General features: G+C 64.6%; 15 protein-coding genes and 1 tRNA gene. 7 read left to right on the forward strand and 9 right to left on the reverse strand.

Going from position 1 to position 12,150, the window contains the following annotated elements; genetic code table 11:
• Window positions 1–34: 34 nt before the first annotated feature.
• The 6 genes from RTX79_RS08830 (at window position 35) to RTX79_RS08855 (ending at window position 5,345) form a co-directional block, all read left to right on the forward strand.
• On the forward strand, window positions 35–1,123 hold the full coding sequence (locus RTX79_RS08830; protein ID WP_312683252.1) for a DUF5694 domain-containing protein: 1,089 nt from the start codon (window positions 35–37) through the stop codon (window positions 1,121–1,123).
• Window positions 1,124–1,641: 518 nt separating this feature from the next.
• Window positions 1,642–2,007 (forward strand): hypothetical protein, encoded by a 366-nt coding sequence (locus tag RTX79_RS08835; RefSeq protein WP_312683253.1) that lies wholly within the window; start codon window positions 1,642–1,644, stop codon window positions 2,005–2,007.
• Between the two features lie 66 nt (window positions 2,008–2,073).
• Window positions 2,074–2,832, forward strand: coding sequence for a hypothetical protein (locus tag RTX79_RS08840; protein ID WP_312683255.1), 759 nt, complete (start codon window positions 2,074–2,076; stop codon window positions 2,830–2,832).
• Window positions 2,833–3,238: 406 nt separating this feature from the next.
• Window positions 3,239–3,655 carry a hypothetical protein gene (locus RTX79_RS08845; protein WP_312683256.1) on the forward strand — a complete coding sequence of 139 codons (417 nt, stop codon included), beginning with the start codon at window positions 3,239–3,241 and terminating at the stop codon, window positions 3,653–3,655.
• The gene (locus RTX79_RS08850) at window positions 3,652–3,960 is read left to right on the forward strand and encodes a DNA-binding protein (RefSeq protein ID WP_312683257.1); all 309 of its coding nucleotides are present in this window, start codon (window positions 3,652–3,654) and stop codon (window positions 3,958–3,960) included. Before RTX79_RS08845 ends, RTX79_RS08850 begins: the two co-directional genes overlap by 4 nt.
• A 62-nt stretch (window positions 3,961–4,022) precedes the next feature.
• The gene (locus tag RTX79_RS08855; RefSeq protein WP_312683415.1) at window positions 4,023–5,345 is read left to right on the forward strand and encodes an SLC13 family permease; all 1,323 of its coding nucleotides are present in this window, start codon (window positions 4,023–4,025) and stop codon (window positions 5,343–5,345) included.
• A 37-nt stretch (window positions 5,346–5,382) separates the two neighbouring features.
• On the opposite strand, the gene RTX79_RS08860 is transcribed toward RTX79_RS08855, so the two are convergent.
• The gene (locus RTX79_RS08860) at window positions 5,383–5,799 is read right to left on the reverse strand and encodes a BLUF domain-containing protein (protein WP_312683258.1); all 417 of its coding nucleotides are present in this window, start codon (window positions 5,797–5,799) and stop codon (window positions 5,383–5,385) included.
• A gap of 141 nt (window positions 5,800–5,940) precedes the next feature.
• Between RTX79_RS08860 and RTX79_RS08865 the strand changes: the two genes are divergently transcribed.
• Window positions 5,941–6,345 (forward strand): hypothetical protein, encoded by a 405-nt coding sequence (locus RTX79_RS08865; protein ID WP_312683260.1) that lies wholly within the window; start codon window positions 5,941–5,943, stop codon window positions 6,343–6,345.
• A 147-nt stretch (window positions 6,346–6,492) separates the two neighbouring features.
• On the opposite strand, the gene RTX79_RS08870 is transcribed toward RTX79_RS08865, so the two are convergent.
• From RTX79_RS08870 to RTX79_RS08905, 8 genes are all read right to left on the reverse strand, one after another.
• A complete protein-coding gene (locus RTX79_RS08870) occupies window positions 6,493–6,813 on the reverse strand; it encodes a HigA family addiction module antitoxin (protein ID WP_057506942.1) in 321 nt (106 codons plus the stop codon).
• A gap of 132 nt (window positions 6,814–6,945) precedes the next feature.
• Window positions 6,946–7,224, reverse strand: a complete 279-nt coding sequence (locus RTX79_RS08875) for a type II toxin-antitoxin system RelE/ParE family toxin (protein ID WP_312683261.1) — start codon at window positions 7,222–7,224, stop codon at window positions 6,946–6,948.
• 204 nt (window positions 7,225–7,428) lie between these two features.
• A tRNA-Val gene (locus RTX79_RS08880) sits at window positions 7,429–7,503 on the reverse strand.
• 65 nt (window positions 7,504–7,568) lie between these two features.
• On the reverse strand, window positions 7,569–7,922 hold the full coding sequence (locus tag RTX79_RS08885) for a PilZ domain-containing protein (RefSeq protein WP_057506944.1): 354 nt from the start codon (window positions 7,920–7,922) through the stop codon (window positions 7,569–7,571).
• Window positions 7,919–8,890, reverse strand: a complete 972-nt coding sequence (locus tag RTX79_RS08890; protein ID WP_312683262.1) for a DNA polymerase III subunit delta' — start codon at window positions 8,888–8,890, stop codon at window positions 7,919–7,921. The genes RTX79_RS08885 and RTX79_RS08890 overlap by 4 nt, the downstream gene beginning before the upstream one ends.
• Entirely contained in the window at window positions 8,887–9,552 is a 666-nt protein-coding gene (gene tmk / locus RTX79_RS08895) for a dTMP kinase (RefSeq protein ID WP_312683264.1), read from the reverse strand. The genes RTX79_RS08890 and tmk overlap by 4 nt, the downstream gene beginning before the upstream one ends.
• Window positions 9,549–10,610, reverse strand: a complete 1,062-nt coding sequence (gene mltG, locus RTX79_RS08900) for an endolytic transglycosylase MltG (protein WP_312683266.1) — start codon at window positions 10,608–10,610, stop codon at window positions 9,549–9,551. Before mltG ends, tmk begins: the two co-directional genes overlap by 4 nt.
• 149 nt (window positions 10,611–10,759) lie before the next feature.
• Entirely contained in the window at window positions 10,760–12,124 is a 1,365-nt protein-coding gene (locus RTX79_RS08905; RefSeq protein ID WP_312683267.1) for an aminodeoxychorismate synthase component I, read from the reverse strand.
• Window positions 12,125–12,150 lie beyond the last annotated feature (26 nt).

Here is a 12,150-nt window from a genome sequence, read left to right on the forward strand (position 1 = left end):
CAGGCAAGGCATCCGCCCTTGCAGGGACGGCAGCATGATCAGGCGCATCGGCAGTATGTTCATTCTTGGGCTGTGCAGCGCCGCCGCGCTTGCCGCCACCCCCGGCTATCAGCCGAACTTCCACCCGGATCAGCTGAAGGGCCCGCCCGCTGGCCGCCCCAACGAGGTGCTGGTGCTGGGTTCACCGCATCTTTCCGCCCTGCCCGACACTTTCGCACCGGCCCAGTTGGAGCCGTTGCTGGAGCGTCTGCAGGCCTGGAAACCGGAGGCGATCGCGGTTGAAGCGATATCCGGTATGCAATGCGATTACATGCGCCGGTTCCCCACCCGCTACGTGGACAGCATCGACAGCTACTGCCCGGATCTTGCCCCGGCCAAGGCCGCCACCGGACTGGATGTGCCGGCGGCAAATGCGGAAGCGGAACGCCTGCTGGCCACCTGGCCCGCCGAGCCGACTGCGGCGCAGCGACGCCATTTGGCCGCCGTGTTCCTGGCCGCGGGCGAGCGCAATTCGGCCGTAGTGCAATGGCTGCGGCTGCCGACGGCGCAGCGAAAGGCAGCCGACGGCTTGAACGACGAGTTGGTCGTCTATCTGGACAAGCGTCTGCAACGTCGCGACGAGTCCCTGCTGGTGGCGGCCACGCTCGCCGCGCGGCTCGGCCTGGAGCGGGTATGGGCGGTGGATGACCACACCGCTGATTCGGCTACGCCAGAAGCCTCGAAGAAGGCCGCCGGCGAGGCGCTCATGAAGGCGTGGGACAACCCGCACACCAAGGCCCGCGCCGAGGCGGACGAGGCGCTGCACGCCAACCTCGGCAAACCCGATGGCCTGCTGGCGATCTACCGCGCATACAACGCACCGGAAGCGGCGATGCAGGCCTTCCACAGCGACTTCGGCGCCGCCCTGGTGGAACCTTCGCCGCAGGCGTTCGGCCGCGATTATGTGGGTTACTGGGAAACCCGCAATCTGCGCATGGTCGCCAACATCCGCGACATACTCGGGCACACGCCCGGCACGCGCATGCTGGCCATCGTTGGCGCATCGCACAAACCGTACTACGAGGCCTACCTGCAGCTGATGCACGACGTGCAGCTGGTGGATGCCGGGGAGGTGCTGCACTGAGGTGACACGCTGTCGCGTCCTGCTACATAACGCCGTGCGCCGCGGACGGGCAAAGGCGCCCATTCCGCATCGGCCGCCAGCTCGGACCGTTCGACCTGCGCATGCAGCTCGGCCAAGACCTCCAGCGTGTCCCTCGCCCGGCAGAGGCTGATTACGCCGGCGCGGTACGCGCGTGCTGGAGAGCCGTAGAAATTTCTCGAAAACTTATTACGCAACAATACGTTAACGTGATCCTTTACTGGAATCGGCAGTCATCTAACCAGCCATGGAACCGAAAAACCCACATTTTTTTCACTGATGTACGATGCCCCATATAACTCCAATCGATCGGGCTGCGATGAAGCTTCGAAAGCGTGGGAGGAAGGCAAGAACCGGCTTGCGCATCCGTCCAACCTCGACGAACTGGGCATGACGCCAGAATGGGGGGACCAATCGTCGGACGTGCGTTGCAGCTCCACCCGCCGGCATGGCTCGAACCGGATGCCACGCGCCCACCGTCACGCTGAAAAGGACGTCCCGTGACCCACCACATGAGCCACGAAGAGTATGTCATCGACGTCCGGCGCCAAGCCGTGGCGCTGTGCTCCGGCATCCTGGACGGAACGATCAATGTGATTGCAGGCTGCCATTCGCTACATAGCCTGCGCTGGGAAGTCGACGTTGAGCAACACGATGAAGACTTCTTTCTATTCGCCATGATTTCATCGGAAATCGAAACTCTGCCCACTGGTGCCGAAGGCGATCAATGGGCCGCCGCTGCGCTGGCCGAAAGGGAGCCGGAAATCCAGAAAGCCATCGAATGGGCCCTGCCGCAAGCCGTTGTGGCGTGCAGATCGGTGGTGCAACGCTTCGGCCCGGATGGCTCCGGAAGCGGCAGCGCTTGATCAGTTACTAACCCGCCCTCGGCTACCTTTCGGGGACGCCTGAACTCCATACGCAAGGACGCCGTTATGCCCAGCTCGCGCTCATTCCGCCCTGCCCTGCTCGCCAGCGTGCTTCTGGCACCGCTGGCGGCGCTCGCCCAGCCGGCGCAGACCTCTGCCGCCGCACGGCAATACCAGGCCATGCAGACGCTCAAGACGATGGCCGCTTCTACCAAGAGGCCTGCAATAGGCGAAATCGCGTCCCTGGTACGCAGCGCCAACAATCCAGATGTGCTGGTTGGCATGGCGGCCATGACGCCCAGGCAAGCACTGCGGATCTGTGGCTTCGCCGAACACGCCGTGCTGGTCTCCTCTGACATGATAGCTGACGGCGCCAACCGGACCGTGCTGCAGCGGATGGCGCCGGCGTGGAATGACGCAAAAGTGTTCGCGTTGGAGTGCACCGCCAGGTACGTATCGCTGCTCGGAACCAGCATGGCAAGACAGCCAGATGCACAGCGGACCGATGACTATCTGCTGCCCCTGCGCATCCATGCCGAGCTGCTGCTTCGCGACTATGCACGTGTGAGCGTCATCGTAGCCTCGCCCGGCACACCGCTGATGCAGCGCCAGGCCATCCTGCGCGAGGCATTGCCGGCGGCCAACATGGCCGTTCGCTCGCTATCGCTGCATTCACGCGCGCAACATCAGAAAAATGTGCAGCAGCAGGTCAATCAAGTAGCGAATGCAGATAAATCGCTCGTTACACCCCTGCTTGCTGTATTCAACACGACCGAATGCAACGATGCATGCAAGCTGCTCAATACGCAGCCTGCTACGTTGTGATGGCTTGATCGGCTTCCTTCCGGATCGACACGACACATGAGCGCTTAAGCATGCGTTCGGCGTGGCGCGCCTGGCTGTCTGCGATGACGTAGGCATCCACACACTGCCGTACTTTTGCAGATCGGCTCATGTACGTGCACCCCTGCGGCTGTTGGTATGTAGGTGCTGGCGACGTAGAAGCGTCAGTCGGGATTGGCATCCTGTTCGGCAAATACAATTTTGGCTCTGTTTTGCCCTCTGGGCACGGCGGAGAATGCACTGCATCGCGCGCCGTATTTACGGTGGGCGATGTGTGGGGATCCCTGATCCGCCGGCCATTTTTGTGTTTGCCCCGGTATGCCAACCCGCATCGCCCGCCACCTCGCGCGTCTGCGCAGGTGGCCACACGCCTTGGGAAGGATGACCGATGGAATCGCAGAATCCGCTTAGTGCCAAACGCCTGCACGCCTTGATCGGCGACAAGATCCACGAGTTTCCACCGTACTTCATAGAGCGGCTGGAAAAGAGGCTGGAAGAGTTCGAAACCTCCCGCGAAAGTTCGTCCGGCGTTGTGCATCTGCACCTGGTGCCCGACGTGTCCAACGACGCGCCAATGCTGGGCAAAGACAGCTACGCCGACCTCAAGCGCCACAGCAAGGTAGCCGTTCCCATCGCAACGCTGCAGGGCATCGGGGCAATCCTTGAAATCCTGCATTCGGTGCAGGTCGGCAGGCAGGATGGCGGCACGCAGGCCGTGCTGAGCGATCACCTGGTGGAGGGTCTTATCACCTCTGGCCGTGCCCTGGTGAAGTCATCCATCGAATCCATGTGGAGCGCGACATGAGCGATATCGAATTCAAGATTCCCCCGATCAACAGCGCCGCCGCACGCGCCGCCGAGCGCGCGGACTATCTGGACGTGCGGATGCGGATGGAGGGCTGCGACGAATCCAGCATCGCACGTGCCCTGCTGCTGATAGCAGAACTGGACGGCATGTCGCGCATCGCCCAGGCCTGCGGCCTGAGCGTGGAAACCCTGCGCCGCCAGTTGAACGGCACCCGCCCGCTGTACTTGGAAACCGTGCTGGGCGTGATGCGCGCAATGAACCTGCAGCTGCGGGTGGAAGATCGCGAGCCGTTGCAGAGCTGACCTCATTCCGCCGCGTCTGCCGGCGTCGATGGCAAAATGGCGAGGCGTGCGCCGGGCACGCACTGCCTCGCCCAGGACGCATAACCATCGACATGGACCTCCTCATCGCCGCCACGCTGGTGGTGGCCACCATCGCGCTGTGGGCCACGGCGCGCCTGCCCGAATACCTGACGGCGCTGTTGTTCTTCGCCGCTGCGACCGTATTCACCTCGGTACCGCCGGCGACCATCTTTTCCGGCTTCGCTTCCGCTGCGTTCTGGCTGGTATTGAGTGGTTTCGTGCTGGGCGCCGCGATCAAGAAAACCGGGCTGGCCGACCGCTTGGCCGCGGCGCTGCAACCGCATCTGGCTGGGTCGTGGACGCGCATGGTGGCCGGTACGGTGGCGGTCAGCTACGCGGCCGCGTTCGTCATGCCATCCAACATGGGGCGCATCGCCCTGCTGATGCCAATGGTGCTGGCCATCGCGGAGAAATCCGGCATCCGCGCAGGCTCGCGTGGCTGGTTCGGGCTTGCATTGGCGGTGGGCTTTGGCACCTTCCAGCTTTCAGCCAGCATCCTGCCCGCCAACGTGCCGAACCTGGTGATGGCAGGCGCCATCGAAGCCACGTACGGGCTGCACCTGCATTACCTGCCCTACCTGATTACCTTTACCCCCGTGCTGGGGCTGCTGAAAGGCGTGTTGGTCGTGGCGCTGGTATGCCTGCTGTTTCCCGCCCGGCCGACGCCGTTCAAAGCGGAAGCGCATGCCGTACCGTGGACGGGTAACGAGCGGCGGCTGGCGATCATCCTGCTGTGCACGCTGGCGATGTGGATGACCGACGCCCTGCATGGCATCTCGCCAGCGTGGGTGGGACTGGTGGCCGCGTGCGCCTGCCTGCTGCCGCGCGTCGGCTTCCTGACCAGCGATGAGTTCGGCCAAGCCAGCAATTTCCGCACCTGTCTGTACGTCGCAGGACTGCTGGGGCTGAGCGCGTTCGTTGCCGCAACCGGGCTGGGCAGCCGACTGGGCGAATGGATCATCCCGCTGCTGCCGCTGGATCCGGCGCAGCCGTTTGTCAGTTACCTGTCAGTATTCGGGCTGGGCGAACTGCTCAATGCGTTGACCACTGCCAATGGCGTACCTGCGGTATTTACCCCGCTGGCGCAGGAGATTGCCGATGCCTCCGGCATGCCGTTGAACACGGTGCTGATGTTCCAGGTGTTGAGCTATTCCACGCCGCTGCTGCCATACCAGGCATCGCCGATCGTGGTGGCGATGATGATGGGCAAGGTCCCATTGCGGGAGGGCGTGAAGCTGTCGCTGTGGCTTGCAGTCGCCACGTTGGTGATCGTGGCGCCGCTGCAATATGTATGGATGGGGATATTGGGGATGGTCGGGGGATAGGGGTCGCTTCGACTGCACCGTATTCGGCGTCGCCTGATCAGGCGTGGTTGAAACGTCCGTTCACTACGTCGAGCAGATGGTCCACCGCGCCCGGCCGGCGGTTTCCCTGTACGAAACCGGACCAGTCCGCACGGGCGATGGAGCCCAGCACGATGCTGTCCACGTCGAACTTCTTCAGCGGCCAATGGCGGAACAGACGCTTGCCGGTCACGCCCTTGGCGATCTCGGCGATGCCGGTGTGCAGGCTGGCCTGGCGCACGCGGCCATACGCCTGTGCCACGCCCTCGCCGGGGCCTTCGAGATACTGCAGAAACCGGCCGCCATCGAAGAGCAGTACACCACTGACATCAGCGGCACGGTTGAACGCTTCGGCATCGGAAACCAGCGCCTGAAGATCCTGCGGGTCGATGCGCTTGCTGACCCGGCTCGTGTACACCACAGCTTCCAAGGACATGAAACCTCCTTGCGCTTCTGCGCTAACCAAGCAAGCAGAAACCTTAGCAGCTGAATGCGTTCATAGTTTGGACGGAAGCTGAATAGGGGGCCCGGAGGGGCGGATGAGCGCAGAATCGGGCTTTAAGACCCGGGGGCGTGAATGAAGACTTCGCGAGAAGCTGCCACTGATAAAAAGCCTGCTGCGGACGCCGGGTCGACTGACCTTTTTGCTGCTCTGCGCGGGTTATTGCTTGCCCATGGAAGTGCGCTTTCTGTCGTGCATGACGACGACGGACATTTCTACGCGAACTGTCGAAAGCTCGATGCCAAGGGCAAGGCTCAGTTCTTCGGAGCGGTGAAGGTATCGGGTCGCAAGCATTCGTTTCACTTCATGCCGGTCTATGACTTTCCCGAACTGCTTGTCGAGCTGAGTCCTGCACTGAAGAAGCATATGCAGGGGAAGTCGTGCTTCAACTTCACTTCGCTCGATCCGGCCGTGCTTGGCGAACTGCAGGGTATTGTCGAACAGGGAGCGTCTCGCTACGAAGCTGTCGGTAAGCTTTGACATCGCCTTGCATATGCTGACTTTTTCGGCGCGCCCCACCCTTGCTGTCAGCGCGGTAACCGCCGATTAAAAAAGCCCCCGCCGAGAAGCAGGGGCTTTGTCATTGCATGACGCGGAGGCACTGACATCTACCGATGAACTATCCGGTCATGCCGCCCGTGGGCGGATATGTTCGATCGTTTCAGCCAGCTCGACGCTGGCGATCGCCAGATCGTAGTTGGTCTGCAGGTTCAGCCATACCTGGGCGGTCGTGCCGAAATAGCGCCCCAAGCGCAGAGCGGTATCGGCGGTGATGCCACGGCGTCCGGCAATGATGTCAGAGACGCGGGCAGGCGTTACATCAATTGCTGCCGCCAGCGCGCGTGCAGACATATTCAACGGGGACAGGAATTCTTCCGCCAGAATTTCACCAGGGTGGACCGGCGGGAGCGCGTTGGCGACATTCTTGTTCGCGATAGCGTTCTTCATGATCTATTTTTGCTACAGGTGTGGGCCTGTAGCGCCTCCTTGAAGGGGTCCAAGTCTTCTCTGACCCAAGGGTGGTTGGGCCGAGAGGCCCTCTCGGCAGCACCGAAGTTTTGCCCGCCGCTGCCGCGCTCCTCAGTGGTAGTCGGTGACCTCTACATCGTAGGCATCGCCGCCTTTCCATCTGAAACAGATTCGATACTGGTCATTGACCCTGATGCTGAACTGCCCATTCCGGTCGCCTTTCAAGGCCTCCAATCGGTTGCCCGGCGGGGCTCTCAAGTCGTCCAGCTCGACCGCGGCCTTGAGATAATCCAGTTTGCGTTGAATCTGTCGTTCAATGTTCCCCCAAGCCTTTACACGTCTGCCTTGGGCGAATTGTTCCGTGTCTTTGTTCGCAAATGATTTGAGCATCGGCCCTCCTTCACCAGGGCGAATGTATCGTATACCGATACACGATACAATGCAAGCCCCGTCAGGCTTGCTGCATCGCTGCACTCCGGCGGCGGCTGTGGCGGATATGCACCCTCGCGTACGCTGATAATCGCCTGCCTTTCGCACGTATCAAGCGCATACGAAAAAACCGGCCAAGGCCGGTTTTCGTGCAACACTTGAATATGGTGGGCGGTACAAGGTTCGAACTTGTGACCCTTGCCGTGTGAAGGCAATGCTCTACCGCTGAGCTAACCGCCCGATGCTGCTGAGCCGCTCATTATAGGGGCTTTCCCGAGAGCGTCAATACTTTTCAGATCACTTCTTCACATCGTGTGCGTCGGCTTTTCCGAAGAGGTCAGGCCGGCCAGCAGCGTCTCGATCTTGTGCCGTACCGCCTCGCCTTCCTGCCCGTCCGCCAGCTGCACGCCGATGCCCGAAGGCCGGTTGCCCTGGGCCCCTGCCGGGGTCACCCAGATCACCTTGCCGGCGACCGGCAGGCGCTCGCTGGAATCGGGCAGGGTCAGCAGCAGGAACACCTCGTCGCCGAGGAAATAGCGCTTCGGCGTGGGCACGAACACCCCGCCGTTCTTCACGAACGGCATGTAGGCGCCATAAAGCGCGGCCTTGTCCTTTACGGCAAGGGACAGGATGCCCTGTCGGGCGTTGGTGGCGCTCATCGATTACCCCTTGGGTGCTGCCGTTCGTTGACCTTGTTCCAGGCCAGCAACAGTTCTACCACGGCCAGGTCCGCACGCACGGTGGTGCGCAGCAGGTCGCGGGTCCGGTTGGCAGCGTCGAACCAGGCTGCCAGCTTGTTCAAACGTTCCGGCGCGGTCAAGCCATCGCTGCTGGCCATCGATAGCGCGAGGTCGGCGGCAAAGCGCAGCCGCAGGGCCGCGTCTTCGTCACCGGTCCATTTCTGAGCCAGCGCCACCGCCCCGGTGCGCCCGGCGGCCAGTGATTCCAGGTCCTTGGTGACCTCGCGGCGCAGCTCCAGGCCTTCCTCGCGCAGCCAGGAGTCGGCCAGCCCGGGATGGCCGCGCGCGGCGTCCAGCGCTTCCATCGCATCGTCCTCGCGGTGGCCCTGCTGCTGCAGCCACGCCAGTGCTTCCTCGCGCGGCGGCAGCTTGAACTCCAGCCGTTGGCAGCGGCTGCGCACGGTCTGCGGCAGGCGCGCCGGGTCGCTGCTCACCAGCCACAGGTAGCGGCCGGGCTGCGGTTCTTCCAGCGTCTTCAGCAGGGCGTTGCAGGCCGCGCGGTTGATTGCATCCGCCGGGTCCACGATCACCACCTGGGCGATGCCGTACTGCGGGGTCAGCGAGAGCTTCTGGCCGATCTCGCGCACCTGCTCGATGACGATCTCGGTACGCAGCTTGTCGCCGCTCTTGTTGGGGATGAAGCTGATGATCTGCAGGTCCGGATGGGTGCCGGACGATATCAGCTGGCGCGCACGGTCGGCCTGCGGGCCACCGCCCTGGGTGAGTACGTGTTCGGCCAGTGCATCGGCCACGGCACGTTGGCCCAGCCCGGCCGGTCCGCAGATCAGCAGGCCATGGCCCAGCCGGCCGGCGTCCAGCGCGGCGATCATCTGGTCATAGGCGCGCTGCTGCCACGGCGAAAATGCGCCCTTTCCGGTCGTGCTCATGCGCCCTCCCCGTTGTGCAGGAACTGCTCCACGCGGGCCACTACATCGGCTGCTACCTGCTGCTGCGCCTGGCTGGCGTCGACCAGCGCGAAGCGCTGCGGATCCTGCTGCGCACGTTCGCGGAAGATCGCGCGCACGCGCTGGAAGAAATCGTCCTGTTCGCTTTCGATGCGGTCCGGCCACAGGTCACGGCCGTTGGCGCGCGCACGGCCGGTTTCCACGTCCACGTCCAGCAGCAGGGTCAGGCCCGGCAGCAGGCCGACCACGCGGCGTTCCAGGTCGGCGATCCACGTGGCATCCAGCCCGCGCCCGCCGCCCTGGTAGGCGTAACTGGAATCGGTGAAGCGGTCGGTCAGCACGAAGGCACCGCGGCGCAGTGCCGGCTGGATCACCTGGCGCACGTGCTGGGCGCGTGCGGCGAACACCAGCAGCAGTTCGGCTTCGGCGCTCAGCGGTTCGCCGGCGATCGCTTCATCGGGCTTCAGCACCAGCGCGCGGATGCGTTCGGCCAGCGGCGTGCCGCCCGGTTCGCGGGTCAGCACGACCTCGTGGCCATGTGCGCGCAGGCAGGCATGGATGGCATTGATGGCGGTGGTCTTGCCCGCGCCTTCGCCGCCTTCCAGGCTGATCAGACGCGGGTGGCGCAGCAGCGCGGCACTCATTGCGCTTGGCTCTCCTTGGTGCGGTTCTGGCGCAGCTGCTGCAGGTAACGCGCCACGGCGACGTTGTGCTCTGCATAGCTGGCCGAAAAAATGTGCGCGCCACTACCATCGCCCACGGCGACGAAGTACAGCGCATCGCCCGGTGCGGGCTGCGCAGCGGCGTTCAGCGCGTCGCGGCTGGGCATGGCGATGGGTGTGGGGGTCAGCCCGGCGCGGGTGTACGTGTTGTACGGCGTATCGGTGGTCAGGTGGACGCGGCGGATGTTGCCGTCGTAGGCCGGGCCGATGCCGTAGATCACCGTGGGATCGGTCTGCAGGCGCATGCCCATCTTCAGGCGGCGCGCGAACACGCCGGCAATCTGCGGACGCTCGCTGGCCAGTGCGGTTTCTTTTTCGATGATGGAAGCCAGCGTCAGCAGCTCGTACGGCGAGTTGATCGGCAGGCCGTCGGCGCGCGAATCCCAGGCTTCGGTGAGCGCTTTTTCCATCGCCTCATGGGCGCGCTTGAGCACATCCACGTCGGTGTCGCCGCGCTGGTAGACGTAGGTCTCCGGCAGGAAGCGGCCTTCGGGATGCTGGCCGCCGAAGCCGAGGCGCTGCATCAGCGCGGCGTCACCCAGTTCATCGGTGGTGTGCACCAGCGGTTCGGCACGCTTGAGCGCGGCGCGCACCTGGCGGATGTTCCAGCCTTCGATGAGGGTGACGCGGTGCTGCAGCACGCGGCCCTGGCGCATGCGGGTCAGCAGCTCGCGCGGGGTCAGCGTGGCGTCCAGCGCGTACTCGCCGACTTTCAGCTTGCCGGCGGCGTCCATCTGGCGGGCGAGCAGCTGCCATTGCGCGTCCTGGCCTTCGTCCACGCCGGCGTCGCGCAGCTTGCCGAGCACGGTGCTGAAGCCATCACCGCTGGCGATGACCATGCTGTCCTGGCTGGGGCTCAGCGGGCGGTCGGCGAACTGGCCCTGCTGGTAGAAGAACCATGCGCCGGCGCCTACGGCTATTGCACCGAACAGCACCAGGACGGTCACCACCATCAGACATCCGCGCTTGGCTGCCGCCATGGATTACCTCGAAGAATTAATCAGGTGAGCAGGATACCGCGAACGTGCAGCACCGAGCCGTGCCCTGCGGGAGCGCAGGCGGGCTGGAGCTGACGGCCAGCGACCGTCACTACCGGCCCTTCTTGACGGCCAGCGGCCGTCACTACCGGTCAGCCTTGCTGGCCGAGGGCGCGCATCAGGCCGCGGGCTTTGGCGCGGGTTTCGTCCAGTTCCTTGTCCGGGTCCGAATCGACCACGATGCCGGCGCCGGTGCGGAAGCTGACTTCGTTGCCTGCTACTTCGGCGGTGCGGATCAGGATGTTCAGGTCCAGGTCGCCGTCGCGGTTCAGCCAGCCGAAGGCGCCGGTGTAGGCGCCGCGCGGCACCTGCTCCAGTTCGCTGATGATCTGCATGCAGCGCACCTTCGGGCAGCCGGTGATGGTGCCGCCCGGGAACGTCGCGGCGATCACCTGGCCGGGGGTGACGTCATCGCGCAGGGTGCCGCTGACATTGCTGACGATGTGGTGCACGTGGGCATAGCTTTCCACGGTCATCAGTTCGTCCACCACCACGCTGCCCGGCGTGCAGATGCGGCCCAGGTCGTTGCGCTCCAGGTCGATCAGCATCACGTGTTCGGCGCGTTCCTTCGGGTGGCCGACCAGTTCCTGGATGCGCGCGGCATCGTCGTCGCCGTCGAAGCGCGGGCGGGTGCCGGCGATCGGGCGGGTCTGCGCGTGGCCGCCGTGCACCGACACCAGCCGTTCCGGTGATGAGCTCACCACGTGGCGCCCGTGGCCGGTGAACAGGCCGGCGAACGGTGCCGGGTTGGCGCGGCGCAGCTGGGCGTACAGCGCCTGCGGGCTCACCGCATCGGCAAAGCGCGCGCACCAGCGGCGCGACAGGTTCACCTGGAACACGTCGCCAGCCAGCAGGTAATCGATCACCCGGCGCACGCCGTCGGTGAAGCGCGCAGGCGCGTCTTCTTCCACGCTGACCGGCGGCTGCCAGCCCTGCCCTGCGGCCGGCACACCAGCGGCAAGCTGCGCCTGCAGCGTGGCCAGCAGCGCCTGCTGGCCCGCTTCGGCCACCAGGTAGCTGCGTTGTTCCAGGTGGTCATGCAGCACGGCGGCCGGGCAGCGCAGCGCCAGCGCGGTGGGCTGGCCATCGGCGCGCGCCATCGGCGGCAGCACGGTTTCAATCTGGCTGGCTACTTCGTAGTCCAGCAGCAGCGCCCAGCCGCCCCTGAAGGGCAGCGTCGGGCCCTGCGCGGGGGGCAGGCGCTCTGCCTGCCAGGCGCTGTCCAGCAGGTCCAGGAAGGCCCCTGCGTGGGCGTGGCCGACATGGTCGCGGACGATGCCATCGGCATCCAGCCGCAGGAACGCCTCGCCCGCCACCAGCAGCAGGTCCCAGCGGCCTTGTGCGGTGCCCGAAGCGGTCGATTCCATCAGCAGCGGGAAACGCGCCGGGTCGGCCTGCTGCAGGGCGAGCAGGTCGGCAGGGGTGTCCAGGGGCTGGATCAGGATCGGGTCGGACATGTCGGCGCAGCGCCTGGAAGAGGAGG

Source organism: Stenotrophomonas chelatiphaga, assembly GCF_032054965.1.
Taxonomy (GTDB): Bacteria; Pseudomonadota; Gammaproteobacteria; order Xanthomonadales; family Xanthomonadaceae; genus Stenotrophomonas; species Stenotrophomonas chelatiphaga.